The sequence below is a fragment of the Hymenobacter rigui genome (assembly GCF_003944715.1).
GTDB classification, from domain to species: Bacteria; Bacteroidota; Bacteroidia; order Cytophagales; family Hymenobacteraceae; genus Hymenobacter; species Hymenobacter rigui.
This window is the reverse complement of record NZ_RWIT01000021.1, coordinates 1-24,693: the sequence shown is the minus strand read 5'-3', so window position 1 is coordinate 24,693 and position 24,693 is coordinate 1. Positions and strand designations below refer to the sequence as shown.

Sequence of the window (24,693 nt, the reverse complement as noted above, 5' to 3'; positions counted from 1 at the left end):
GGCCAGATGCCAGGAAGTACGCCGCCTACTGGCTAGAGTTGGTGCCAACCCCGAATTACGGCCCCGCCACCACAGCCAGCAGGGCATCCACGGCCAGCCCTAGCCGGCGCATATCCAGGCGGGCCAGCGTATCGGTAGGCTCGTGGTAGTGCTGGTTGCGGTAGAAGGCGGTGTCGGTGAGGAGCACGGCCGGGAAGCCGAAGTGCCAGTAGTTGAGGTGGTCGGAAAAGTCGATGCCGGGCAGCCAGGCCGGAGCTTTGAAGCGCTTCACCGGCAGCGCTGCCGCGGCCCGGTAGCGGCGCGCAAACTGCCGGCCGAAGCGCCCGTTGCCGAATTTCTGGGCCACCGTCAGGTAGTTGCCCCGCGTACCGTACACCCACTTCAGCAGCCCCACCGGATAGCGCTGGGTGTGCTTCCGGTCGTCGAAGTAGCCTAGGGTTTCCAGCGCCACCATGCCCCGCACCGGCACGCCGGCCTGCCGCAACGATTGGGCGTGCACGTAGCTGCCCATGTGCGGGGTCCGGAAAAACGGCGGTTCTTCCAACGTATAGGCCACCATATCAATCCGATACAGCAGGCCCTTTTGCCGACCCAGCAGCCGCGCCAGCTCCAGCAGAGCCGCCACGCCGCTGCCGTTGTCGTCGGCCCCGGGCTGCTCGCCGCACACGTCGTAGTGCGCTCCGATGATGAGGCGGGGCCCGTCTTCCGGCCCGAAATGCCCCAGGATATTGCGGTAGGTACGCCCCTTCACTTCATAGGGCTGCTCGGTGGGCCGGGCTCCGGCCGCCCCCAGCTCCGCCCGAATGTAGTCGGCAGCCTGGTTGAGGCTGGCCTCGTGGAGGTAGTTGCGGGGCTCGGGCGTGCTGGTGAGGGCTACAATGTGGCCGCGCAGCCGGGTGGTATCCGCCGATTGGGCCACGGCACTTAGTCCGGCCGTCAGCAGCGCGCCCGCCAGTAACAGCCGCTTCATACGGTGGCGGGCGTATCGGGCGTCAGGTAGCGGGGCGGCACGGCGGCCGTCAGCCACACCCCGTTGGCCGACTGGTAGAATTCCGTTCCGGCCGCGTGCATGGCCCCGGCGGCCACCCGCAGAATGGCCGGCTTACCGTGGCGGCGGCCCACTGTTTCGGCCGTGACGGGGTCGGGCGAGAGATGCACATGCTGCCGGCTGCCGGGCCGCAGCCCCTCAGCCATAATGCTGGCCAGAAACCGGGTGGCCGTACCATGGTACAAAGTTTCGGGCGGTGCTTGGGGCTCCAGGCCCAACTCCACGGCTACCGAGTGCCCCTGGCTGGCCCGAATCTGTTGCCCATCCTCCGAGAAGGCAAACCGCTTTTTATCGTTGGAAGCTACCACCTCCTCCACCTGCGCCCGGGTAATGCCGGCGTCACGGGCCTGCAGCGCCACCAGCAGATCCGCTACCGACACCCAGCCCTGGGCATCGAGGGTGAGCCCCAGCTCATCGGGGCGGTGGCGCAACGTGTAGCTCAGGAGCTTGCTCAATTGGGTATTCTGCATCAGGATAATGGCAGTATAACAACGGGAAAATCACCCCAAAGAAACGCGCTGGTAAGCAGTTCTGAAAACCAGCTCCGGGCCCGTAACCAATGCTGAACGGTCACTGCGAAACCCTGCGGAAAATCCGGCCACGGATAATTGCCTGCCAACGCCGAACTTCGCCCCCATGACTTCTCCCACCCCGTTCCGCAGCATCATTCCGTCCGACCTCTCGCCCTCCGACTGGCACCCGTTTATGGTGGGAGCCATTGCCCCGCGCCCGGTAGCCTTCGTGAGCACTGTGGCCGCCGATGGCAGCGTGAACCTGAGCCCCTACAGCTTCTTCAACTGCTTCGGCTCCAACCCGCCCATCCTGGCTTTCTCGCCCGCCAACCGGGTGCGCGACAACTCCCAGAAGCACACCCTGCAGAACGTGCGCGAAGTGGCCGAGTGCGTGGTGCACATCTGCAGCTACGACATGGTGGAGCAGATGTCACTGGCCAGCACCGAGTATGCTAAGGGCGTGGACGAGTTCGTGAAAGCCGGCTTCACCGCCGTGCCCAGCCAGCAGGTGCGGCCGCCCCGGGTGCTGGAAGCGCCAGCCGCCTTTGAGTGCGTGGTAGAGCAGGTAATTGAGCTGGGACAGAACAACGGGGCCGGCAACCTAGTGCTGTGCCGGGTGGTGCTGGCCCACTTCCGCGAAGACATCATCCTGCCCTCCGGCATCGGCATCGACCCCGTGAAGCTCGACGCCGTGGCCCGCCTCGGCGGCGACTGGTACAGCCGCTCGGCCACCACCCTGTTCGAAGTACCCAAACCTAACCGGAACCTCGGCATCGGCATCGACCAACTCCCGGCGCACATCCGCACCTCCGATATCCTGACCGGTAACAACCTGGGCCGCCTCGCCAACATCGAGGTGCAGTCGATTCCTTCGGCCGCCGAGGTGCAGGCCTTCCGCCAGGAGCCCATCGTGAGCTACACCCTCAGCAAGCATCCTGAAGCCAAGGAAAAGAAAGCCGCCCTCATGCAGCTGGGCAAGCAGCTCCTAGAAGAAGGCCGCCTGCTGGACGCCTGGAAAGTGCTGCTGCTGGCTGAGTAGTTCCTGTTAAGCTCGTTTATACCGGCGGCATCATCCGGAAATACTTCGGTCTCAAACGCCGCGTGAGGTACTGCGGTAGCGGGCCACCCTGAAGGTAGATATTGAGCACTCGCTGGTATTGCTGCGGCCCGAACCGGCTGAGCCGCAATAGGCCGTAGCCCGTTATCAGGCTACCCAACAGAATGTCGCCGTTGGCATTCTGCTGCCGGCTTTGGTAGTATTGTTTATCCTGCTTCCGAAGGCTGGTAGTGGCCAGCATTCCTTTTTCCACAACGGCCGTAGCGGCCAAGCCTGTACCCGCCTGCAACCACCCCCGGGTAGCTTGGCTGCGCCGCATAAACAGGTAGCGCACGGCCCGAAGCGTGTCGGAACGGTCGTAGCGGGCGGTGCTAAGGTCCGAATGCTGCGGCACGGTCTGGGCCACGCTTGAAGTAGCTAGTCCCAGTAAGAAGAAGGCAGCCAGTACAGTAGAGGGTATCGACATAGAACAGCAGTAAGTAGCCAGATAAAACCAGCTTATCGGGCGCAATATTCAGGCCAGTCATTAGGATTTTCACCTGCCGCCAGTGCCGGACGCCGCATACCAGCAGGCCTGCGCAACGAGCGGGGCCACTCCATCCCCCAATTTCCGGTGGTTTATTACGGAGCCTGGTCGTTTGCAGAGGCTTTCAGGTCCAGCACTCGGTCAGCCAGTACGGCCAGTAGGACGCCGGCCACCGGAGCAGCTACATAGATCCAGACGGCCGTGAAATTACCGCTCAATAATGCCGGGCTAAGTGAGCGGGCCGGGTTCATGGATGCTCCGCTCAGGGGGCCACCCACCAGCGCCTCCAAGGCCACGGTACTACTGATGGTGATGCCCACCAGCAGTCCCTGCTCGTAGTAGCTGCAGGTGACGCGCAGAATAATCAGCATGAGCCAGAAAGTAAGGCCCAATTCCACCCCAAAGGCCTGCCAGGCACTATGCGCCGGCAGCGTGGCCCCCAGCGAGGAGCACGGCTCAGCCAGCAGCCACACTGCCCCGCTACCAAGGCAAGCTCCTGCCAACTGGGCCAGCACGTACGGCACCACCCGCCGCCCCGGAAACCGGCCCGCTACCCAGAATCCAATGGTAACCGCCGGATTGACGTGCGCACCACTGATGTGCCCCAGGCCTTGAATAAGGATGAGCACAATCAGTCCGAAGGCTGCCGCCACCCCACCGTGACCAATGGCGTGGGTTTGCTCATCTACCACTACTGCCCCGGTCCCGAAAATCAGCAGAAAGGCTGTACCGAGCATTTCGGCCAACAGGCATTGTCGTAGCGTAGCAGTCATGAATGCGGGGTGGGTGCATGAAGAAACGCATAGATCAACTAATCAGCCTGGTGTGGGCGGATTGAGCCAATTCATGCGCCGTACATCGGCCAGATGACTCCCAGCCACCATGCCAGCAAGTTATACTATCCAGATAGTTACTCCTGAATCGGTTATATAGCAGGAATTGTCCAGTAGACGGTGAAGGTAGTTCCTTCGCTTAATGTACTATTTACCGTTACGTGTCCGCCCTGGCTGGTTACGATGCGCTGTACCAGGTACAGCCCTACACCCGTGCCATCAACGTGCGTGTGCTGCCGGGCGAAAAGCTGAAATACCGGGTGCGCCGGATTGTCGATGTGCATACCCAGGCCATTGTCGCGCACTTCCAGCACAGGCTGGTCGTCGGCCGTGAGGTAGCTGCGCAGAACAATATGGGGCGGACGCACCGGATGACTGAACTTGAGAGCGTTACTAACCAGATTATGCACTACAGAGCGCAGGTTGGCACGGCTGTAGCGCAGCCCGGGAGCTTCACTCACCAGCACTTCCATCCGGGCTCCTCGCTGCATGATTTCGGGGCGCAGACCCAGCAGAATTTCCTCCAGCACCAGGGCCAGATCCAGGACCTCCACCGGTTCCTGCAGCTGCCGCTGCGTACGCACGGTGGTCGCCAGGTCAACCAGCGTGGCATCCAACTGCGAGAGGGCCGTATCCACCATCTGCAGCATCAGGGCCTGCTCGGCATCAGCAAACGTGACGGAACGGCGCAGTTCCTCGAATAACCCGCGAAGGTTGTTGGTAGGCTGGCGCAAATCGTGGGAGGCCGCGTACACAAACGTATCGAGGTTGTGGTGAGCCCTGGACAACTCGTCGTATTGAGTTTGCAATACCTGGCGTAGGCGGTATTGTTCCTCAATATCGGAGCAGGTGCCAAACCAGCGCGGGCCGCTACCGTCGCTCAGCTGCCTGGCCCGGATGGTGTGCCAACGGTATACCCCATCGTGGCGACGCATGCGGTATTCGCCTTCAAACTCGGTACCGCTGGCCACGCTCTGAACCCAGCGACGGGCCGCGGCGGCCTGCTCATCAGCCTGCAGCAGGCCTACCCAGCCGGTTGGGCCCAGTTCTTCCTTGGTCAGGCCGGTATATTCAAGCGTGTAATGATTGTAGTAGTCCACCAACCCTTCAGCCGAGGCCGTCCAGACCAGCTCGGGGATACTATCGGCCAGAAACCGGAGCTCAGCCTCTCCGCGCCGACGGGCTTCGCTCAGTTCTCGTTCCTGATGTACTTCCGTCAGGGCACCGTGCCAGAAAACCGGCGCCTCGGGTGGGTGCGTTTCAGGCAAAGAGCGACTCAGCATCCAGCGGTACGCACCATCATAGCGCCGCAAACGGTACTCGAAGTTCCAACCGGTTCCAGTTCGCCGGCCGGCTTCGGATTCGAACAGCACACGCAAACGGTCTTCGGGGTGCACCAGCAAAGGCCAGATAGCCGTCAGATCGGCCGTGGGCGGTTGCCCCGTAAAGCGGTACCACTGCGGACTAACATAAATAACCTTCCCACCGGCATCAGTGGTATAGGTTATCAAGGGGGCCGTTTCCGTCAGCACCCGCAAGCGGGCATCCAGGTGGCGGGTAGTGAGGGCCAGCTCGTGGGCCCGTTGGCGGGCAGCTTCCTGCTCGCTCACATCCACGGCCAGCAGCAGCAGCCCGGCTACTACGCCTTGCTCGTCGTGATATGGCTGCACCGATAAATCATAGCAGTGCTTTGAGCCACAGGTACACGCTTGGGCCGTATAGTCCTCCCCGGCAGCGTACAGACGCGGCAGTACCTCCAGGAAGTACGCTGGTAACTGACCGGGCTGATCGGCAACCCGCTGCCCCAGTGGCTCCTTACCCACCAACTCCAGCATCTGGTCGTTCACGAAGCTGTAGCGAAGCTCAGGGCCTTCCAGCGTAGCAACGCCGGCCGGCAACTGGCGCAACATCTGCTCAAAAGGAAGAGTAGGTATCAAAAGCAGGCGTAAAATGACCTACCCTGCTGTGCTTGGCAAAGGCTGGCCAGTAAGAGATAAGGCGCAGTAGCATCAACAGCGGACCACTGCCGCTAACTGTCAAAATGTAGGAACCGTGGTCTGGTAGGGTTGCGACGGATCGGGGCCGAACACGGCCAGCCGCACCAGTTCCACCAGTAAGGCATCAGCCGTGGGCAGCGTAGCAGGAGTGGGCGGCACGTGGTGGGGCAGCAGGAACCCTTGCAGTGCTTCAAAGCTTTCGGCGGCCAGCGGATGAAAGGCCATTGACCACTCCGAAAAACTGCGGGCAGCAATGGGCCGATCTATCAGCTTACGGACATGTGAATGCCGGCCATCCTGGCTGATGCGTCCAAATAGTTTATCCGCTACCTCAGCTTCGCCTTCGAATAACTGGGCGATGTTGCCGTGACTGTAGAACAAAATACCGGTAATTCCATTCCGGGCATTGTCTTTCCGACTCTGATCCAGTAGCGTTTGTAAATCAAAGTCGGTTAATGGATGTACGGCCCGACTCAGGTACACAATATGCTTCATGATGCTAATTTACAACGCATTTTACTAACGCTTTCTACCGGACTGCATCGGGTAAGAAGGAATAAGGTTTTACCCCCCTGAGGTCTTGGGCCTCAGCCTGGAGTCAGGCAAGCAGACTGCCGCCGCCAAATGAATGCGGCGATGTATGCTACTGTCCCTGTAGCACACACATACGCATTTACTTGCCAGCCAGCCAAACCAATACAGGCTGCTCAATTCCCAGCCTACGCCACGGTGCCGCCGCAGCTGGAGCCGGCGCCGGCCGTACAGCCGTAGCAGTGCTGATTTACCACCACCGTCCGCTGGGCCAGAGCCGCCGCGTCGAAGTCGCGGATGTGCTGGCTGGGGCTGGCCACGTGCAGGTCGAGCATCTGGTTGAAGTCGCAGTCGTAGAGGCCCCCGTCCCAGCCCACCGAGATGGTGTCGCGGCACATCACGCCGGCGGCAGCGGTGGGGTTGAAGGCATTCACCAGCTTCTCCATATAGCCCGCGTAGTTGCCCGATTCGATGAGGTAGTCCAGGAACCGGCTCACCGGAATGTTAGTAATAGCAAACAGACTGTTGAATACGATGCCGAAATCCTTCTGCAACGCGCGCTTGAACTGCAGCTCCAGCCCCGCCTGCGGGCCGGGCATGAAGGCCCCGGCCGGGTTGTACACCAGGTTTAGCGTAAGGCCGCTGCCGGGCTGACCGTAGCCCACGGCGTTAAGCATCTGCAGGGCCCGGATGGAATCGGCAAACACCCCGTCGCCGCGCTGACGGTCGGTTTTATCGGCGCTGTAGAACGGCAGAGAACTCACCACCTCTACCCCGTGCAGGCGGAAAAACTCGGGCAAATCGTGGTATTTCTTGTTAGCCACGATAATGGTGAGGTTGCAGCGCACGATAACCTTGCGCCCCAGCTTGCTGATTTCCTCCACAAACCACCGGAAATCGGGGTTCATTTCGGGCGCACCACCGGTCAGGTCCACCGTCGGAATGTCGGTCTGAGCCAGCGCATCGAGGCAGAGCTGCATCGTTTCGCGGGTCATGATTTCCTTCCGGTCGGGGCCGGCGTCCACGTGGCAGTGCTTGCACACCTGGTTGCACATTTTGCCCACGTTGATCTGCAGCACCGCCGGAGCTACGGGCCGGAGCGGAAATAGCCCGGCCTCCCCCATCTTCTGATGAAAAGGCGGCAGGTGCAGCACGTCCACCACTTCCTGGCGCAGCACGGTTAGTTGAAAAGCCGAATCGGCGAGCTGGTTGCCAGTGGCTTTGAGGGATTTCGTCACGGGTTAGTTATTCGTTTTTCGTGGTTGGTTCTTGTTGTTCGTTTCCTGACACCCGGGCGGACCCGGCCGGCTGAGCATTCCGCGCCTCAAGCGACGAAGCCCGAACAACGAAAAACCAACCACAAAAAACGATTAACTCAAACCGGCTACATGGAAAGTTCCTTCACCTTATTCATCATCTGCACGCCGTGCACCAGCGTGGCCCCACCCCGGATGGCAGCGGCCACGTGCACAGCTTCCATCATTTCGGGCTCGGTGCAGCCTTTCTCCAGCGTATCAGCCGAGTAGGCATCAATGCAGTACGGGCACTGCACGGCGTGGGCCACGGCCAAAGCAATCAGGGATTTTTCGCGGGCGGTGAGGGCACCTTCGGCGAATACGGCCCCGTAGTAGGAGAAGAACTTATCGGCAAACTCTTTCTGAAACTCGCCGATGTTGCCGAATTTCTTGAGGTCAGCGGGGTTATAGTAGGTTTCCATGAGGGAGGGTTTGGGAGGAAATACGAGGAAAGCAGGAAAAACAGATTGATAAGCGGCGGCTACTCGTAAAAGTTGCGCAACCGCCGCTGCGAAGTGCGCACTACCCAGTCGCCGAAGCGGGGCAGCACCGAATGGACCACTAGAATCAGCAGGCCCAAGGCCGAAATGACGGTGCGCTGCCGCCGCCGCTGCACGTGACGTAAAATAATAGCCGCCACCTGGGCCTGCGACTTCTGCCAGCGGGGCGGGCGGTGGGCAATGGGCACGGGCAGGCCGGCGGCATCGAGCACGCGCTTCTCGGGGTCGTTCTGGGTGAAGCCGATGTGCACCACCCCGAAATGGACGCCGGTATCGGCCAGCTCCAGGCGCAGGGTGTGGGCCAAGTTGCTGAGGGCCGCCTTGCCGGCGCAGTAGGCCGAGCCGCTGGGCATCCCATTCAGGGCCGAAATCGAGGAAATGAACGTGACGCTGCCCCGGCTCCGGATCAGGTGCGGCAGGGCGGCCTTCAGCGGAAACACGGCCCCGTACACGTTACTATCCAGCACCTGCCGGAATACGTCGGGCGTCATGTTCAGGAAGTAGGCTCGCATGGAAATACTGGCGTTGGCCACCAAAATATCGAGCCGGCCAAACTCCCGGATGGCCACGGCCACCAGTTGCTCACAGGCGGCGTAGTCGGTCACGTCGGCCACGCAGGCGGCTACCCGGTAGCCCTCGGCGGCCAGGGCCTGGCGGGTGTTTTCCAGCCGCTCGGGCTGGCGGCCATTGAGCACCACGGCCGCCCCCTGCCGGCAAAAAGCCCGGGCCGTTTCGCGCCCAATGCCCGACTCGGAGCCGGTTATCAGGGCCACCTTGCCGGCCAGCGGTTGCGGGGTTGCGTTACTGAACATAGCCGTGGGCGGTAAACCAGGCAAAAGACTCCGCAACGGCCTGCCGGATGGGCGTTTGGGGCAGCAGCAACTCGGTGCGGGCTTTCTGGGCGGTGAAGTAATGACCATCGTTGGCCACGGCGGCCATGGCCGAGTTGAGCGTCGCCGGACGGCCCGTGAGGCGGGCCTGCACGTCGCAAAGAGCACCGTAGAGGCGGGCGGCGGCGGCCGGCAGCGGCCAGCGGGGCGGGGCCGCACCCACGGTTTCGGCAATCAAGGCAAAGGCCTCGCGGTAGCTCAGGTTTTCGTGGCCGAGGATGTAGGACTCCCCCACCCGCCCCCGCGTCAGGGCGTTGACGGTGGCCACGGCCACGTCGTGCACATGCACGTAGTTTTTGCCGCCGGGCGGGTAGCCGGGCAGGCGGCCGGCCCGCAGCTCCAGCACGAGGGCGTTGGAGGTGGGCTTGGCATCCCCGGGCCCCAGCATAAAGGTGGGGTGCACCAGCACGGCCGGCAGCTGCTCGCGGGCTACGGCCTGCAATACTAAATCGGTGGCGGCGCGCTTGCTGTCCATGTAATCGAGGCCGTAGCGGCGGCCGGCGTAGGGCCGAGTCTCGTCGCCGGGATGCGTGCGAGAGCCGAAGCCGAACACGTTGGCCGTGCCCACATACACCAATCGGGGCCAGCCTAGCAGGCGGGACAGGGCCAGCACCTGCCGGGTACCGCCCTCGTTAGCGGCCCACACGGCCTGGTTACGGGCCGGGTTCACCTGGGCCTGCGCCGCCGTGTGCACAATAGCACCACACCCGCGCCCCAGTTCGGCCAGGGCCGCCAGCTCCAGCGGCCGACTCAGGTCAGCCTCTGCTATTTCAATTGGTAGGGTGGCCAGCGGCGGCAGACCGGGAGCCGCCCCAACGGCCTGACCGGGCCGCACCAGGGCCCGCACGGGGTAGCCACGCCGCAGCAGCTCGGCCAGCACGTGGCGGCCCAGAAATCCGTTGGCCCCGGTCAGGAGTACACGCGGCAGCTTGGCAGCCTCCATCAGCGGTAGTTGAGCAGGGCCTTGTAGGTGCGCGCAATGCGGGGCGGCGACACGCGCAGGAAGAACAGGGAGAAGGCCGTGAGGTTGGCCAGCTGCACCCGCAGCCAGCTGTTGGTTTCGTACTTGCGGGCCGATACCACCACTTCCTGAGGCACAATATGGAAGCGCGCCACCCGCCGGATGCGCTGGATCAGCTCGAAGTCCTCCATAATCACAAACCGCTCATCGAAACCGCCCAGCTCCTCAAACAGAGCCCGGGTGATGAACAGCGTCTGGTCGCCGCCCCGGCTCATGATGCCCTTGAAGCGGGTGCCGTAGCTGTTGAGGCGCAACAGCGGGTGGCGGGAGTTGAACCGGAACCGGTAGCACCCCGCCGGGTAGCCCTGCGCCACGGCGGCCGGCAGCGTGGCCACGTAGTCGGGGTGGATGCTCACGTCGGCGTGCACGAAGTAGAGCAGCGAGCCGCGGGCGTGGCGGGCCCCGTGGTTCATCTGGGCGGCGCGGCCGGCCCGCGGGGCTAGCAGCACGGTAGCCCCGGCCGCCCGGGCGGCGGCGGCGGTGCCATCGGGGCTGTGGGCATCCACCACCAGCACCTCCACGGTTCCGGGTGGGGCGTAGCGGCAGAGCTCCGCCACCAGCCGGGCAATGTTGTCGGCTTCGTTATAAGTAGGAATGATAACGCTAATCATTGGGCAGAAGCAGGAAAGGAAAGAGGGCGCGAACTACAGAACGGTTGTAGGGGTACAATAGCGGGAAAGCGGCGGCAACTTCCGCACAGTTTTCGGATAAGCAAGCGGCCGGGGGTCAGAATGCTTCACCCACGGTTAGGTAGAAGCCGGTGGATTGCCGGCCCAGACCGTAGTCGAGGCGGACGTTGAGGTGGTCCCGGCGGTTGGCGATGAAGCGCAGGCCGGCCCCGTAGGCCGCTTTCGGGTCGCGGAGCCGCAGCAGCGTCTGCTGGTCGCCCAGCGCGCCCACGCCCCCGAACACCACTGCGCCCAGCCGCTTGTACACTTCCAGGCGCAGTTCCGACTGCACCAGGGCCGAGTTTTGGTCGCGGTAGCGGGCTTCGTAGTAGCCCCGCAGCCGCCGCGAGCCGCCCAGCTGCGACAGGGCGTTGAACGGGGCCGTGCCCACTATCAGGCTGCCGGCGTAGTTGAGGGCCAGCACGGCGCGGCGGCCCAGCGCGTGGTACTCGGCCACGTCGGCCACGTAGCGGCTGAAGTGGGTGGTTTCACCAGCCGGCCCGGCCCCGGCGGCCCGGTTGCGCAGGAAGGCGCCCACGTCGGCCACCACGCCTTTGCGGGGGTAGAACACGTTGTCGCGGGAGTCGAAGAACAGGCCCAGCCCGCCCCCCGTGAGGCGGCTGCCTTGCCCACCCGGCACCGTGCCACCGGCCAACAGCCCACCGGGGGCCACGCGCGTCACTTGGTAGTCCTCGTACTGGTAGCGCAGGCCGGCGTAGAGCTGGCCCCGCTCGCCCAGCAGGCGGCCCACTCGCCGGAAGGCATTCACCCGCACCCGCGGAAAGTTGACGCTGTACAGCTCGCGTGGGACTTCCTGCCGGCCCAGCCCGTAGAAGTAATAGGTGTAGCGGTAGTAGCCGGCCTCACCGTAGGCATAGTAGGTGTTGTGGTCGTAGAACACCTGAAACGGCAGGTACAGCAGCAGCTGGCGGTTCTGGGTGTAGGCCACGGCCAGGGTGGCCTGCGAGGGCCGGGCGGCGGCAAAGCCGTCGTCGCGGCGGAAGCGCAGGGTGGCGGTGGCGGCGGCTCCCACGGCCAGCCGGGTTTCGGGCGTGTAGTACACCAGCGGCACCGGAATGAGAGCCAGGCGTTTGGGCCGTAGCGTATCGGGCGGGGCCAGGACAAAACTGCCTAGCAGCACAAGGGACAAAAGCATACGGGCAAGGTGGTGTAGCAGATTCTACGAAGTTGCGCCGGCCCAGAGTTTGCCGAAGGGCAATCTTTTTTGGGGCTAGTTGTCGTATACTGCTTTCAATGAAGCAGCTCCTGACCTTTTCCTTCCTCGGCGGCGCACTGGCGCTGGCCGGCCTCGCCCCTGCCCTCGGAACCCCTCCTGCCCACCCGGCAGCCGCCGTCCGGCCCGTTGCCACTCCGCTTGACCACGCGGCCTTCGATAAGCTGCTCAAAAAGCACGTGAATGCTCAGGGTCTCGTCGATTACAAAGGCTTCAAGGCCGATGAGGCGGCGTTCAACCAGTACCTGGCCCAGCTCAGCAAGAACCGTCCCACCAGCAGCTGGCCCAAAAACGACCAGATGGCCTTCTGGATAAATGCCTACAACGCCTACACCATCCGCCTGATTCTGGACCACTACCCCGTGCAGAGCATCAAGGACATCGGATCCAAAATCAAGATTCCGTTCGTGACCACGCCTTGGGCGGCCAAGTTCTTCAGCATCGGAGGCGAGAAAATGAGCCTCGACAACATCGAGCACGGCATTCTGCGCAAGCAGTATAACGACCCGCGCATTCACTTTGCGCTGGTGTGCGCGTCCATTTCCTGCCCCCGCCTGCGCAACGAAGCCTACACCGCCGACAAGCTCAACGCCCAGCTCGACGACCAGGGCCGCGACTTCCTGAATAACCCGGCCAAAAACAAGCTGGCCAAGGACCAGGCCCAACTCTCCAAGTACTTCGACTGGTACAAGGGCGACTGGGAGCAGAACGGGCAGTCGGTGGTGAAGTGGGTGAACCGCTACGCCACCACCAAAATCGACGGCAGCACCAAGATTGACTACCTCGACTATAACTGGAATCTGAACAAGCAGTAGCCGGCTCTGCTCACAGTTTTCTGACCCTTTCTGGCCTGGGTGGGCTATTTTGAGCTCCCGGCTACCCAAGCAGGGTGGCTCATCACCTCACGCTTCCCTTTCGTTGGTATATGCTCTTAGCGGCATTCGTTCTGTTTGTTCCGGCACTGCCTCCCCCTGGCCCGCCGCCCGTGGCAGAGGTGCGGCGTTACGCCATTGAGGTAGCAGGCCTGCGGGTTGGCACCATGACGGCCACCCGCCAGCCGCCGGTGGGCCCCGAGGTGACGTACTCACTGGTAAGCGACGTACGGGTGAATTTTCTGTTCTACCACGTTATCATCTATTACCACGTTGTCAACCGCTTCCGCAACGGCCAGCTGGTGCTGTCCACGGTGGAGGCGCGCACCAACCAGGGCAACTTCAGCACCCGCACCGAGTGGAAGGGCGACCATTACGACATTGTGGCCCATCAGTACAAGCACGACTACCAGGCCACCGAAACCCAGACCATCCGCTACGCCGTCACGAACCTGTTCTTTGCCGAGCCGCCCGCCGGTCAGGCGCGGGCCTTTGCCGAATACTTCGGCGACTACTTCACGCTGCGCCCGGGCCGCCCCGGCCGTTGGCTCGCCACCCGCGACGGCCGCGAGGATGAGTACCAGTATACCAACGGCCAGTTGGTCACTCTCATCAAAAAGAACCCGCTCAAAAACTTCATCATCCGCCTCCTGCCACCGGAAAGCTGAGCTAAGGCAGTGCTAGTAAGAGCAGTTGCAACCAAAACGTTATACTGCCCTCTGCGGCCAGTTCAACGTCAGCGGTAATAGAAGTCGGATGGTAGGGATATTGCGGGAAAAAGTTATCAGCGTATCTAAAATCCGCGAAATAATCACACCGAGTTAGCTAATAGAGCAAATCAACATCTGCAAGTCACCAACAACGGAGTATTGCTGCTGATGAAGCTACAGTGTCTGGTTTTTATATAAGGCCAATAGGTACGCCCCGGCATGGGCAACAAAAAACACGCCGTATACAGGCCAGCCCACCTGGAACAGTAGCGCCATACTGTCGTCCTGAAGCCAACTATGCGCCCGGAGCATTACGAGCATTGCGGCGGCCGTAAATACCATAAATCCCTTGCTGAATTTCACCCAAACGGTGTATCGGTTCAGAAGGGCGAGCAAACTCATTGCAGCCCAACCAATCAGGTATATTGGCAAGAGGAGGATTGCAAAACCAATTTTACTGAATACTCCACAGAGTAGTAATAGTAAGACAAATGACAACAGGGAAGCGGTAATAATGGCCGACCTGTACATACTAAACCATCTACTAATTCCGGACGGCAATCATCAGGGCCAGCTCCTTATAGCGCATGTTGAACTTGCGGGCAATGCTGGCGTTGGTGAGGGAGCCTTTGTACACGTACACACCCGAGCGGAAATGCTCGTTGGTGAACAGCACCTCATTGATGCCGCCGTGCTGGCTTATTTCCTGCAGAATGGGCGTGAAGATGTTGCTCAGGGCGTTGGTAGCGGTGCGCGGCACCCGGGACGCAATGTTGGGCACACAGTAGTGAATGACGTCGTATTTGCGGAAGACGGGCTTGCTGTGGCTGGTCATCTCGCTGGTCACGAAGCAGCCACCCTGGTCGATGCTCACGTCAATAATCACGGAGCCCGGCGCCATCATCGACACGGCATCCTCCGACACCATAAACGGAATGCGGCCTTCCTCGGCGTTCAGTGCCCCAATCACCACGTCGGCGCGGCGGATCTGCTGGTTTAGCGCGAAAGTATCGAAGGTGCTGGTGTAAAGCTGAGGCTGTCCTAAGTTCTGCTTCAGCCTACGCAGCTTATACAGGTGATTATCAAATACTTTTACCTCAGCCCCCAGTCCAATGGCCGCCCGCGTAGCATATTCCGCTACCGTACCGGCCCCCAGGATAACTACCTGCGACGGCGGCACGCCCGTGATACCACCCAGAATAATCCCCTTGCCCTCGTTGGAGCGGGCTAGGTACTCGGCGGCAATCAGCATGACGGTGGAGCCGGCAATTTCCGACATGGCCCGCACCACTGGTCGGGCCCCCGAGGGGTCCTTGATCAGCTCGAAGCTGATGGCGTTGACCTTCTTGCGCAGCAGAGCCGTGATGTACTCACCGGTGAGGGAGCCGAACTGCAGGGCCGAAATCAGCGTCTGGCCGGCCCGCAGGTACTCCATTTCGTCGTAAGTGGGCGGGGCCACTTTCAGAATGATGTCGGCCTCGAAGACCTCCTTTTGGGAATACGCCACCGTGGCTCCGGCTTCGGAATACTCGTGGTCGGAGTATTTGCTGGGCTCCCCCGCCCCGCTTTCCAGCAGAATCTCGTGGCCCGCCTCCACCAGGTGCTTCACGGCCTCGGGCGTAAGGCAGATGCGGTTTTCCTGCAAGGACGTTTCCCGGGGCAGCCCGATGAACAGCTTCCGCTTCCGGGTTTCCACGGCCAGCATGGATTCCTGGGTGAAGTAGGCGCGGCTGGTGGCCAGCGACTCGAATCCGGAGGGCACTGCGTCGGGCATTTTCTTGAATTAAAAATTATGAATTAAAAATTAAAAATTGAGCACATGGCTAATGTCGCAGAAAGCAGAACCAACCATTTTTAATTTTTAATTCTCAATTCTTAATTCCCTGGAGGAGGGTCCGGTGACGGTGAGGGTAATGAGTAGCCGATCCGGGGGCAGCAACGCTTCAATACGGCTGGGCCACTCAATCAGGCAAAGATAGCCAGAATCAAAGTACTCAAGGGCCCCGATGCCCTCGGCTTCGCGGGGATGGTCGAGGCGGTAGAAATCGAAGTGGTAGATGGGCTCATCCTGGGCCGTCCGGTATTCGTTCACCAGCGAGAAAGTGGGGCTGCTCACGTCTTCCTGCACGCCCAGGCTGCGGCACAAGGCTTTGATAAACGTGGTTTTGCCGGCCCCCATTTCGCCTTCAAAGCAGATAATGGTGTGTCCCTGCAGGGCGGCGCTTACCTGCGCGGCCGCTGCGGGCAATGCTTCGAGGGAAGGAATGTCGATGGTCTGGGTCGTCATCTGAAAAAGGCCGGGTGAGTACGCCTAAATAACCTGAGCCCGCAAATTTGGTTAATCTGCCTCAGAATTGTGGGCCCAGGCCTGATTTTCGTGGTTTTTGCCGGCGACACCGGGCCCGGCAGCCGCAGCCTTCTATATTTGGCCGATCCAAACCACGACAGCCCATGCAAGTTTCGAGAATGGCCGGCAGCCTGATTGGCTCCGAAATCATCAAAATCGGGAACGAAGTAAACGATATGATTCGCAAGGGGGAGCAAATCTGCAACCTCACCATCGGCGACTTTGACCCGTCCATCTTCCCCATTCCGGCGGAACTGGAGGCCGAAATTACCAAGGCCTACCAAGCCGGACACACCAACTACCCGCCTGCCAACGGTATGGCCGCCCTGCGCGAAGCCGCCGCCGCTTTCACCGAAACCCGGCTGGGCCTCTCCTACTCCCCCAACGATTTTCTGGTGGCCGGGGGCTCCCGTCCGCTCATCTACGCCACCTACCTGGCCTTGGTAGACCCCGGCGACAAAGTGGTGTTTCCGGTGCCCAGCTGGAACAACAACCACTACTGCCACCTTTCCTCAGCCGAGGCCGTGATGGTAGAAACGCGCCCCGAAAATAACTTCATGCCCACGGCCGCCGAACTGGCTCCGCACCTGGCCGGAGCCACTTTGCTGGCCCTGTGCTCCCCGCTCAACCCCACCGGCACTGTATTCAGCCGCGAGGATCTGGAAGCCATCTGCGACCTGGTGCTGGCCGAAAACAAGCGTCGCGGCCCCGAGGAAAAACCGCTCTACCTGCTCTACGACCAGATTTACTGGCTGCTGACCTTCGGCAACACCGAGCACTACGACCCCGTGAACCTGCGCCCCGAGCTCCGCGACTATACCATTTACATTGACGGGATTTCCAAGTGCCTGGCGGCTACCGGCGTGCGAGTAGGTTACGCCTTCGGGCCGGCCACGGTAATTGATAAAATGAAGGCCATTCTGGGCCACGTAGGTGCCTGGGCCCCCAAGGCCGAGCAGGTGGCCACGGCTAAGTACCTGCCCGAAACCGCCGCCGTGGATGGGTTCCTGGGTTCATTCAAACAGAAAGTGCAGCGCAGCCTGGAGGCCCTGCACCAAGGCTTGCAGGCTATGAAAGCGGCCGGCCTGCCCGTCGATTCCATGGTACCGATGGGTGCTATCTACCTCACGGCCAAGCTGGACGTACTGGGCCGCACCACCCCCGGCGGCCAGGTGCTTACGTCAACCAAGGAGCTGACCTCCTACCTCATCAGCGAGGCGCGGCTGGCGCTGGTGCCCTTCAGCGCATTCGGCACCGATGGCTCAGCCCCCTGGTTCCGCATGTCGGTAGGCGGTGCTTCGCTGGAATCCATTGAGGCCGCGCTGCCCCGGTTGCAGGCTGCGCTGGAAGCGTTGCGGTAACGCCTAATACTTGATTGTGGCAGTATTACTGGCTGGCCGGGGCGCAATGTCCCGGTCAGCCAGTCTTTTTTGCGGCTACCCGAAGCAGATTGGAAATTTTGGAAAACCTCGTAGGCGTCATGCTAAGCGGAGTCGAAGCATGACGTTCTTTTCTATTACTAATCATACCTGTCCCTAGGGCTTCCCTGCTTTTTAGTGCTGCTGGCTTTGTCCAACTCTCCGGTATTCTTTACTATATTTCGCTGATTGTTCAGCGCTGTAAAGCGGTGCTGAACGGTTTCTGCCCTTATTGAATGGTACCTGCCTGCCATTCTACCTTACTTCCCCTATTGCACTTTCCGATTTCCACAACCAACCGGAACGTGTATCTATGCTTTTTATCCCTAACCGGCTTGCCGCCGGTTGTTTAGCTGCTGCGGGCAGTATCCTGGCCTGCTCCGAAACCAAGGCCCAGGCGCGGCTGATTCCGATTTCCGGCACGGTACTGAGTACGGCCGGGCCGTTGGAATTTGCCACCGTTACCCTGCACCAAGCCACCGATTCGGCCGTTATTAAAACTGAATTCAGCGACCAGGCTGGTCACTTTACGTTGGCGGTACCCACCGAAGGGCGGTATCTGGTATCGGTGAATCAGCTTGGCTACGGCCGATACTGGCATGGCCCGGTGGTGGTTGGTAGTCAGCCATGTGCGGCACTGGAATGCCAGCTGAAACCTATAGCCACCCAACTGCAGAACGTAACTGTAACCGGCCAGCGCCCCCTGTTTGAGCGCCTGCCAGACCGCACGGTGGTGAACGTGGAAGGCAGCGTGCTGAGCGCCGGCAACACCAGCCTGGACGTGCTGGCCCGGGCTCCCGGCGTAACCCTGGACGCCAACGACAACCTGGGTCTGCGGGGCCGCCAGGGGCTGTTGGTGGTGCTGGACGGCAAGCGGGTTCCCCTCACTGGTTCCGAGTTGGCCGCCATGCTCCGGGCCCTCCCGGCCGAGCAGGTCGCCACCATGGAGCTGATTACCAACCCGCCCGCCAAGTACGATGCCCAGGGCGGAGCCGGCGTTATTGTCATCAACCTCAAGAAAGACCAGCGGCTCGGCTTCAATGGCAGCACCAATGCGGCTTACGGTCGGGGCCGGTACGGTAAGTTCACCAGCGGCCTGACGCTGAACTACCGCCGCAAAAACCTCAACCTGTTCGGCTCCTACGCCTACGCCGACCGCCAAACCTGGCAGCAGCTGACCATTGACCGCATGTATCTGCAGGACGGCCAGCCCGCGCGGTTTCTGGAGCAGACGAATATTCCACGCGGGCACCTGCAGTCGCACACGTGGCGGGCCGGGGCCGATGTTACGCTCAGTTCCCGCACCAGCCTGGGCCTGGCCGTAAGCGGACTGGAAAGCCAGCTGCCTTCCATCGGGCCCAACGAATCGCGCCTGTATGATGCGCAGCACCAGCTTACGGATGTGGTGCTGGCCCAGAACCAGCGCAACCTGCTCACGCCCAATACCACGGCCAACGTGTTGCTGCGCCACCTGTTCCAGAAGGACTCGCTGGGTACCCCGGAGCTGACCATGGACGCCGATGCGGGCCGGTACCGCCTCACCCGCACCCTGGACCTGGCCTCGGCTTCCGCACTGCGGCCCGGCGCGCTGCCCAACCGGCTGCTGGGCGACCAGCAGGGCACCCTCACGCTGCTCAGTGCCAAAACCGATTATCTGCGCAACCTGCGGCACGGCCTACGGCTGGAAACCGGCCTAAAAGTCAGCCGCGTTACCTCCCGCAACGACGTACTGTTTGAGCGGGAACAAAACGGCGGGAGCCGGCAGCCTGATACCAACCTCAGCAACCAGTTTCGGTATGAGGAAACCATTCGGGCGGGATATTTCACCTTGAGCCGTAGTGGCCCCCGCCTGAGTATATCGGCGGGGCTGCGGGCGGAGCAGACCAACACGCTGGGCCAACAGGCCGTGGGAAATCAGGAGTTCAGCCGCCGGTATTTCCAGCTCTTTCCTTCACTCAGCCTGCAGCGGCCCATCAGCGAGGTGCATCAGCTGGCCTTCTCACTCAGCCGCCGCCTCGACCGACCCACGTATAATCAGCTTAATCCCTTCCGCTCTTACGTTGACCCCACCTCTTACCGCGTGGGCAACCCCGGCCTGTGGCCCCAAATCAGTACCCAGGCCGAAGTGAGCCACACCTACCGGCACCAAACCACCACCGCGCTGCGCTACACCTACACCCGCCGGCCCATTCTGAGCGTGTACTTGCTGGACCCGGACGGGCTGATTGCCGCTACTGACGTGAACCTGGCCAGCCAGGACTATTGGGGCCTGACGGTTTCCTCGCCCTTTACGCCTACGGCCTGGTGGAAGCTATATGCCAACGCGGAGCTGTTCTACATCCGGTTTCGGGGCCGGTTGCAAGGCTCCCCGCTGCCGCCCAGCCAACCGGGAGCCATCCTCAGCCTGAACTCCACGTTCATTTTGTCCAAGGGCTGGAGCGCTGAGCTGAGCGGCAGCTACAACTCACTGGAGCGCTACGGGTACCAGTTGGTGCGCTCCTACGGGCAACTCGGGATGGGTGTGCAGAAAACCCTGGGGCGGGCCACCCTGAAGCTCAACGCGGCCGATGCGCTATACACCCTCCCGCTCCGGGCTACGTCCCGCTACCAGCCCCTGTCTGAGTCGTTCCGCTCGGCCCAGGATTCCCGGGTAGTCACGGCCTCGGTGACCTACCGGTTTGGCAACGATAAGGTAACGGCAGCCCGCCGCCGGACCGGTAGTGCAGAAGAGGAAAAACGGCGCGCTTCGGGCGTTCAGTAGAGCACATGGCACTCAGGCCGCCGTAGTCAGCACTACTAGCTACGGCGGCTTGAGCGGCAAAAGCCTAGTGGTATAAGTTACTACAAAGCTGATTGCACAAATTTTTTGACGGCCGGGCAACCTTAATGATATATCATGAATCTTTATAACATATCATACACTTATGCTGTCATCCATTCTTTTTTACTCGCTCGATAAGGCCATCCGGCAGTATCGGCGCATGGCCCAGGCCAACATCGATCAGGCCGGCGTGGCCATCACCATCGACCAGTGGCTGGTACTGCGCGTGATTGAAGAAACCGACGACCTAACCCAAAGCGACATTGCCGAGCGGGTCTTTAAAGACCAGGCATCGGTGGCGCGCATGATCCGGCTGTTGCTGGACCGGGGGATGCTGCAGGCGGAGCCCCTCCCCCAGGATGGCCGTCGGACCCGGCTGCGGGTATCGGCCGAAGGACACCGCACGCTGGCGGCCGTGGAGCCGGTGGTGCTCAATAACCGGGCAGTTGCCCTGCAGGGCCTGAGCGAGAATGATCTGAACACTCTCCGATTTCTGCTGGAGCAGATAGCCACCAACTGCTCAAAGCAGCCCGAATAAGCGGAGCCCGGAAAAAATCAGCATAGCACTGTTTTAATATACGAAATACTTCGTACGTTTACTACGAAATCATTCGTATTACTTCTTCTGCTCCTCGCTCCCGGCAAAAAAAGGCTTGCCCGTGGTAGCTGGCGGAGCGTTGCCCTCACTTTCCACTTCTCCTCTGCTCACTATGAAATCAACGTATGGTAGCTGGTTGATACTGCCAGCACTGCTGCTCTGCTCCGGTGCCTGGGCCCAAAGCCTGACCGGACAGGTAAAAACAGCGGCCGGAGCCCCCATTGAGTTTGCCACGGTGGTGCTGCACCGCGCTACCGATTCGGTGGCGGTTAAAACCGAGTTCAGCGACGAGAAAGGCGAGTTTCGCTTTGAGTCGGCGGCCGGCGGGCAGTACCTGGTATCGGCGGCGCAGGTGGGCTACACCCGGGCCTGGGCGGGGCCGTTTCCGCTGCAAGCACAGGGCGCGGCGGCTCCGGTAGTGCTGACGCTGCAGGCCAATGCCGCCACGGCGCTGAAGGAAGTAACCATTACCGGCCAGCGCCCCACCTTCGAGCGGGAAGCCGACCGCACCATTGTGAACGTGGAGGGCTCGGCGCTGGCCGCCGGCAACACCTCTTTGGATGTGCTGCGCCGCTCCCCCGGCGTTACCATTGATGGCAACGACAACCTGGCTCTGCGCGGTAAACAAGGCTTGCTGGTGCTCATTGATGGCAAGCGTCAGCCCATGACGGGCACTGAGCTGGCCGATTATCTCAGGGCCTTGCCAGCCGAGCAGCTCAAGAGTATTGAGCTGATTACCAATCCGCCCGCCAAGTACGATGCCCAGGGTGGGGCCGGTATTATTGCCATCAACCTGAAGAAAGACCAGCGGGTGGGCACCAACGGGAGCCTGAACACCAGCTACGGCCGCACGCAGTACAACAAGTACAATGCGGGCCTCAGCCTGAACCACCGCCAGCAGAAGTACAACCTCTTCGGCTCGTATAACTACACTGACCGGTCCGGGGAGCCCCGCCTGACCATTCACCGGGACTTTTACCGGCTGGGCACCACCGGGGAGGCCAACCGTCAGCTAGTACAGGTGACGGACCAGGCCAACAGCTCGCCTTTCCAACTGCGCGCCCATACCTGGAAGGCGGGTATTGATTATAACCTGATGGAGCGCACGGTGCTGGGCGGGGCAGTGAGCGGGTTGACCAACCGCAACGTGCAGCAGGGCCGCAACAGCACCATCATCAACGATGTACTGCGCAACCAGACCCAGCAGTATAACTCCGACAACTACCGCGTGGGCCGCACGCCCAACGTGGCCGGTAACCTCAGTCTGCGCCACACTTTTCAGGATACGATGGGCACACGGGAGCTGACGGCAGATGCCGACTACGCCCGCTACCGCACCAGCCGCGACCAGCGCCTGGAAACCCGCTTCAACGGGGCCGAGCAGGTAGGCGAGGTCATCACCGGCGACCAGCAGGGCACGCTCACCATTCAGTCGGCGAAGGTGGACTACACCCAGTTCCTGACCAAGCAGCTGCGCGTGGATGCCGGGGCCAAAGCCAGTTTAGTCACAGCCGATAACGACGTGCAGTTTCTTACGGATGGGGAGCTGGACCGGAACCGCTCCAACCGGTTTCGGTATGATGAAAACATCAACGCGGGCTACGTGAACCTGAACTATACCCAGCCCAAGTACACGCTGCAGGCGGGCCTACGCGGGGAGCAAACCAATGCCGAGGGCCGGCAGGACATGGTGCAGGGGGGCCAGCGGCCTAACTTCAGCCGGCACTATTTCCAGCTGTTTCCGAGTGCGGCCCTGAAGCGTGTGTTTTCCGAGCAGCACGAAACCAGCCTCTCCCTGAGTCGCCGCATCGACCGGCCTTCGTACGGGCAGCTGAACCCGTTCCGGGTGATTATCGATAAGACAACTTCCGGCGGGGGCAACCCGAATTTGCGGCCTCAAACCAGCTACAACCTGGAGCTCACGCACACCTTCCGGCAGAAGTACAACCTGGGCCTGAGTTACAGCCTCACCAACCTGCCGCTCATCAGCGTGGTGCAGCCCGAAACGGACAGCACAGTACTATCTACCACCCAAAACCTGAGCCGCCAGCACTACTACGCCCTTACTCTCACGGTGCCCGTAGAAGTGGCCAAGTGGTGGACGATGTACAATAACGCCGTGTTCTACTACAGCCGCTTCGAGGGCAGCCTGGCCGGCACCAACCTGAACCGGGGCCGGGGCTCCTTCAACTTTACCTCCAACCACACCTTCACGCTGGGCAAAGGCTGGAGCGCCGAATTGAACGGCAACTACCAGGCCCGCGACTTGTACGGTTTCCTGCGGGTACAGCCCAACGGAGAAGTAAACGCCGGCGTGCAGAAGACCTTCTGGAACCGCAAAGCCACCCTCAAGCTGAACATGGCCGATATCTTCTTCACCAGCCCCATCCACGCCATATCGGAGTATGATACCTACGTGGAGCGGTTCTACCAGCGCCAGGATTCCCGGCAGGGCACGCTGGCCTTCACCTACCGCTTCGGCAACGACAAGCTGGCTCCCGCCAAGCGCAGGGGTGGCGGGGCCGAGGACGAAAAGCGCCGCGCCGGTGGCCAGTAACCGGCTATAACGTGTCATTCCGAACGAAGTGAGGAATCTGAGTCGACCTCAAGAAGCTTTAACCCAGATTCCTCACTTCGTTCGGAATGACACGTTGTGCATCAACAACTATTCTTAATAATAGCCCCGCCCCTCACCCACTGGTTCAGGTTGCTCGAGGGCGGAGAGTTGTTCCAGAAACTCCCGGTGCGTAACGGGCCTAGAAAACATGGGGTAGTTTTTCTCGCAGGCCATGCGCTGTTCTTCCTCACTCATGGTGGCAGTGCAGTCAGTAAGGGTATACACCTGATAGCCCAGTTCGTAGGCCGTGCGCATCGTGGATTCAACGCAGCAGTTGGTAAGGAACCCGGCCAGGGCTACGTGCGTGATGCCGCGCTGCCGCAGCACAAAATCCAGGTTGGTAGTCGCAAAGCCATCCAGGCCCCGCTTGCCTTCAATGACGATGTCATCGGGCTGAGGCTTCAGCACGTCCACAATATCAGCCCCCCAGGAGCCCTGCCGGAACGAGTTGCTATCCACTACGCCTTTCAGGATGCCGTAGGGGCGCGGGCCCAGCTCCCGATAATTCTCAGTGAAACTGATGGGCACGTGCAGGATCAGGGCTCCGGCATTGCGGGCCTGCCGCACCAGTTCCTCGGTATTGGCCAGCATATCCGTTTTTTTCATCACCGTTTTCACCGCATCATGCAGGGAGCCGCCGGGGGTAGTGAAATCGTTCTGAAACTCAATGAGTATAACGGCAGTGGAGGCTGGTTTCATAGTAGCGGGGCGTTAGGGTTGCGGGAACTTCAAGTTACTGAACAGCTGTCGCTTCCGCAATAGCACACTGATTGTTACCATGTTATGAAAAAATTACAATTCAACTACCGGATTGAATCTTGATTTGCTGCAGGATTTTATGGAATGTGGCCGCGCTTGGCATCAATTAGCCGATAACCTGATCTACGCTACTGATGATTCTTTCCCGATTGGTTGCATTGAGTGCCCTGCTCCTGCCGTTCACCGCTGCACACGCACAGACACTGCAGCCACACGTACCCCACTTGCAGATGCTTTCTGACACAACAGTCTCTCGCATCCTTAGCCAACTCAGCACCCCGGGTACGCCTCCACTAAAAATTGGCCCTCTATATATATAGCGGATTCATGAACGGTATACATGATAGCCGCAATGGTTGAACCAGGCTTTGGCGTCCTTGCTGGAAATCCAGTCCACGGCCGTTTGGATAGCCGCCTCCACTGCTTCACGGGTACGGGC

Annotated in this window: 22 protein-coding genes; 7 read left to right on the top strand and 15 right to left on the bottom strand. The window is 61.0% G+C overall.

Going from position 1 to position 24,693, the window contains the following annotated elements; genetic code table 11:
* Window positions 1–55: 55 nt before the first annotated feature.
* Window positions 56–970, bottom strand: a complete 915-nt coding sequence (locus EI291_RS21115; protein WP_125424273.1) for a M28 family peptidase — start codon at window positions 968–970, stop codon at window positions 56–58.
* Window positions 967–1,518: an RNA 2'-phosphotransferase gene (locus tag EI291_RS21110; RefSeq protein WP_125424272.1), complete on the bottom strand. Its 552-nt coding sequence runs from the start codon at window positions 1,516–1,518 to the stop codon at window positions 967–969. Before EI291_RS21110 ends, EI291_RS21115 begins: the two co-directional genes overlap by 4 nt.
* A gap of 166 nt (window positions 1,519–1,684) precedes the next feature.
* Here EI291_RS21110 and EI291_RS21105 point away from each other — a divergent pair, with 166 nt between their 5' ends.
* Window positions 1,685–2,599, top strand: coding sequence for a flavin reductase family protein (locus EI291_RS21105; RefSeq protein ID WP_125424271.1), 915 nt, complete (start codon window positions 1,685–1,687; stop codon window positions 2,597–2,599).
* 16 nt (window positions 2,600–2,615) lie between these two features.
* On the opposite strand, the gene EI291_RS21100 is transcribed toward EI291_RS21105, so the two are convergent.
* From EI291_RS21100 to EI291_RS21055, 10 genes are all read right to left on the bottom strand, one after another.
* Window positions 2,616–3,083: a hypothetical protein gene (locus EI291_RS21100; protein WP_125424270.1), complete on the bottom strand. Its 468-nt coding sequence runs from the start codon at window positions 3,081–3,083 to the stop codon at window positions 2,616–2,618.
* Window positions 3,084–3,238: 155 nt separating this feature from the next.
* Window positions 3,239–3,916 carry an MIP/aquaporin family protein gene (locus tag EI291_RS21095; protein ID WP_125424269.1) on the bottom strand — a complete coding sequence of 226 codons (678 nt, stop codon included), beginning with the start codon at window positions 3,914–3,916 and terminating at the stop codon, window positions 3,239–3,241.
* 152 nt (window positions 3,917–4,068) lie between these two features.
* Window positions 4,069–5,913 (bottom strand): PAS domain-containing sensor histidine kinase, encoded by a 1,845-nt coding sequence (locus tag EI291_RS21090; protein ID WP_125424268.1) that lies wholly within the window; start codon window positions 5,911–5,913, stop codon window positions 4,069–4,071.
* Window positions 5,914–6,012: 99 nt separating this feature from the next.
* Window positions 6,013–6,468, bottom strand: coding sequence for a BLUF domain-containing protein (locus EI291_RS21085; RefSeq protein ID WP_125424267.1), 456 nt, complete (start codon window positions 6,466–6,468; stop codon window positions 6,013–6,015).
* Window positions 6,469–6,692: 224 nt separating this feature from the next.
* Window positions 6,693–7,742, bottom strand: coding sequence for an arsenosugar biosynthesis radical SAM (seleno)protein ArsS (gene arsS / locus EI291_RS21080; RefSeq protein WP_125424266.1), 1,050 nt, complete (start codon window positions 7,740–7,742; stop codon window positions 6,693–6,695).
* 146 nt (window positions 7,743–7,888) lie between these two features.
* Window positions 7,889–8,221 (bottom strand): arsenosugar biosynthesis-associated peroxidase-like protein, encoded by a 333-nt coding sequence (locus EI291_RS21075; protein ID WP_044001916.1) that lies wholly within the window; start codon window positions 8,219–8,221, stop codon window positions 7,889–7,891.
* 59 nt (window positions 8,222–8,280) lie between these two features.
* On the bottom strand, window positions 8,281–9,111 hold the full coding sequence (locus EI291_RS21070) for an SDR family oxidoreductase (RefSeq protein ID WP_240635625.1): 831 nt from the start codon (window positions 9,109–9,111) through the stop codon (window positions 8,281–8,283).
* Window positions 9,101–10,132 carry an NAD-dependent epimerase/dehydratase family protein gene (locus EI291_RS21065; RefSeq protein ID WP_125424264.1) on the bottom strand — a complete coding sequence of 344 codons (1,032 nt, stop codon included), beginning with the start codon at window positions 10,130–10,132 and terminating at the stop codon, window positions 9,101–9,103. Before EI291_RS21065 ends, EI291_RS21070 begins: the two co-directional genes overlap by 11 nt.
* Window positions 10,132–10,821, bottom strand: coding sequence for a TIGR04283 family arsenosugar biosynthesis glycosyltransferase (locus tag EI291_RS21060; protein ID WP_125424263.1), 690 nt, complete (start codon window positions 10,819–10,821; stop codon window positions 10,132–10,134). Before EI291_RS21060 ends, EI291_RS21065 begins: the two co-directional genes overlap by 1 nt.
* Before the next feature lie 115 nt (window positions 10,822–10,936).
* Complete coding sequence (locus EI291_RS21055) at window positions 10,937–12,034, bottom strand: BamA/TamA family outer membrane protein (RefSeq protein WP_125424262.1); 1,098 nt, start codon at window positions 12,032–12,034, stop codon at window positions 10,937–10,939.
* A 98-nt stretch (window positions 12,035–12,132) separates the two neighbouring features.
* Between EI291_RS21055 and EI291_RS21050 the strand changes: the two genes are divergently transcribed.
* Complete coding sequence (locus EI291_RS21050) at window positions 12,133–12,927, top strand: DUF547 domain-containing protein (RefSeq protein ID WP_125424261.1); 795 nt, start codon at window positions 12,133–12,135, stop codon at window positions 12,925–12,927.
* Window positions 12,928–13,037: 110 nt separating this feature from the next.
* A complete protein-coding gene (locus EI291_RS21045) occupies window positions 13,038–13,652 on the top strand; it encodes a DUF6134 family protein (protein ID WP_240635624.1) in 615 nt (204 codons plus the stop codon).
* A gap of 586 nt (window positions 13,653–14,238) precedes the next feature.
* Here EI291_RS21045 and EI291_RS21040 read toward each other — a convergent pair.
* Together EI291_RS21040 and tsaE are read right to left on the bottom strand one after the other, a co-directional pair.
* Window positions 14,239–15,468 (bottom strand): alanine dehydrogenase, encoded by a 1,230-nt coding sequence (locus EI291_RS21040; protein WP_125424260.1) that lies wholly within the window; start codon window positions 15,466–15,468, stop codon window positions 14,239–14,241.
* An 87-nt stretch (window positions 15,469–15,555) separates the two neighbouring features.
* On the bottom strand, window positions 15,556–15,981 hold the full coding sequence (gene tsaE / locus EI291_RS21035) for a tRNA (adenosine(37)-N6)-threonylcarbamoyltransferase complex ATPase subunit type 1 TsaE (protein WP_125424259.1): 426 nt from the start codon (window positions 15,979–15,981) through the stop codon (window positions 15,556–15,558).
* A gap of 164 nt (window positions 15,982–16,145) precedes the next feature.
* On the opposite strand from tsaE, the gene EI291_RS21030 reads away from it, so the two are divergent.
* The 4 genes from EI291_RS21030 to EI291_RS21015 all read left to right on the top strand — a co-directional run bounded on the left by EI291_RS21030 (window position 16,146) and on the right by EI291_RS21015 (window position 23,435).
* On the top strand, window positions 16,146–17,402 hold the full coding sequence (locus EI291_RS21030) for a pyridoxal phosphate-dependent aminotransferase (RefSeq protein WP_125424258.1): 1,257 nt from the start codon (window positions 16,146–16,148) through the stop codon (window positions 17,400–17,402).
* 370 nt (window positions 17,403–17,772) lie between these two features.
* Complete coding sequence (locus EI291_RS21025) at window positions 17,773–20,220, top strand: TonB-dependent receptor (protein WP_125424257.1); 2,448 nt, start codon at window positions 17,773–17,775, stop codon at window positions 20,218–20,220.
* Window positions 20,221–20,383: 163 nt separating this feature from the next.
* Window positions 20,384–20,818, top strand: a complete 435-nt coding sequence (locus EI291_RS21020) for a MarR family winged helix-turn-helix transcriptional regulator (protein ID WP_125424256.1) — start codon at window positions 20,384–20,386, stop codon at window positions 20,816–20,818.
* Between the two features lie 172 nt (window positions 20,819–20,990).
* The gene (locus EI291_RS21015) at window positions 20,991–23,435 is read left to right on the top strand and encodes an outer membrane beta-barrel protein (RefSeq protein ID WP_125424255.1); all 2,445 of its coding nucleotides are present in this window, start codon (window positions 20,991–20,993) and stop codon (window positions 23,433–23,435) included.
* Window positions 23,436–23,549: 114 nt separating this feature from the next.
* Here EI291_RS21015 and EI291_RS21010 read toward each other — a convergent pair whose 3' ends face one another.
* Window positions 23,550–24,194, bottom strand: coding sequence for a cysteine hydrolase (locus tag EI291_RS21010; protein ID WP_125424254.1), 645 nt, complete (start codon window positions 24,192–24,194; stop codon window positions 23,550–23,552).
* Window positions 24,195–24,693 lie beyond the last annotated feature (499 nt).

Coding starts and splice junctions, on each gene's coding strand:
- EI291_RS21115 (WP_125424273.1), bottom strand. CDS start 970: ATGAAGCGGCTGTTACTGGCGGGCGCGCTGCTGACGGCCGGACTAAGT.
- EI291_RS21110 (WP_125424272.1), bottom strand. CDS start 1,518: ATGCAGAATACCCAATTGAGCAAGCTCCTGAGCTACACGTTGCGCCAC.
- EI291_RS21105 (WP_125424271.1), top strand. CDS start 1,685: ATGACTTCTCCCACCCCGTTCCGCAGCATCATTCCGTCCGACCTCTCG.
- EI291_RS21100 (WP_125424270.1), bottom strand. CDS start 3,083: ATGTCGATACCCTCTACTGTACTGGCTGCCTTCTTCTTACTGGGACTA.
- EI291_RS21095 (WP_125424269.1), bottom strand. CDS start 3,916: ATGACTGCTACGCTACGACAATGCCTGTTGGCCGAAATGCTCGGTACA.
- EI291_RS21085 (WP_125424267.1), bottom strand. CDS start 6,468: ATGAAGCATATTGTGTACCTGAGTCGGGCCGTACATCCATTAACCGAC.
- EI291_RS21075 (WP_044001916.1), bottom strand. CDS start 8,221: ATGGAAACCTACTATAACCCCGCTGACCTCAAGAAATTCGGCAACATC.
- EI291_RS21070 (WP_240635625.1), bottom strand. CDS start 9,111: ATGTTCAGTAACGCAACCCCGCAACCGCTGGCCGGCAAGGTGGCCCTG.
- EI291_RS21065 (WP_125424264.1), bottom strand. CDS start 10,132: ATGGAGGCTGCCAAGCTGCCGCGTGTACTCCTGACCGGGGCCAACGGA.
- EI291_RS21060 (WP_125424263.1), bottom strand. CDS start 10,821: ATGATTAGCGTTATCATTCCTACTTATAACGAAGCCGACAACATTGCC.
- EI291_RS21055 (WP_125424262.1), bottom strand. CDS start 12,034: ATGCTTTTGTCCCTTGTGCTGCTAGGCAGTTTTGTCCTGGCCCCGCCC.
- EI291_RS21050 (WP_125424261.1), top strand. CDS start 12,133: ATGAAGCAGCTCCTGACCTTTTCCTTCCTCGGCGGCGCACTGGCGCTG.
- EI291_RS21045 (WP_240635624.1), top strand. CDS start 13,038: ATGCTCTTAGCGGCATTCGTTCTGTTTGTTCCGGCACTGCCTCCCCCT.
- EI291_RS21040 (WP_125424260.1), bottom strand. CDS start 15,468: ATGCCCGACGCAGTGCCCTCCGGATTCGAGTCGCTGGCCACCAGCCGC.
- tsaE (WP_125424259.1), bottom strand. CDS start 15,981: ATGACGACCCAGACCATCGACATTCCTTCCCTCGAAGCATTGCCCGCA.
- EI291_RS21030 (WP_125424258.1), top strand. CDS start 16,146: ATGCAAGTTTCGAGAATGGCCGGCAGCCTGATTGGCTCCGAAATCATC.
- EI291_RS21025 (WP_125424257.1), top strand. CDS start 17,773: ATGCTTTTTATCCCTAACCGGCTTGCCGCCGGTTGTTTAGCTGCTGCG.
- EI291_RS21020 (WP_125424256.1), top strand. CDS start 20,384: ATGCTGTCATCCATTCTTTTTTACTCGCTCGATAAGGCCATCCGGCAG.
- EI291_RS21015 (WP_125424255.1), top strand. CDS start 20,991: ATGAAATCAACGTATGGTAGCTGGTTGATACTGCCAGCACTGCTGCTC.
- EI291_RS21010 (WP_125424254.1), bottom strand. CDS start 24,194: ATGAAACCAGCCTCCACTGCCGTTATACTCATTGAGTTTCAGAACGAT.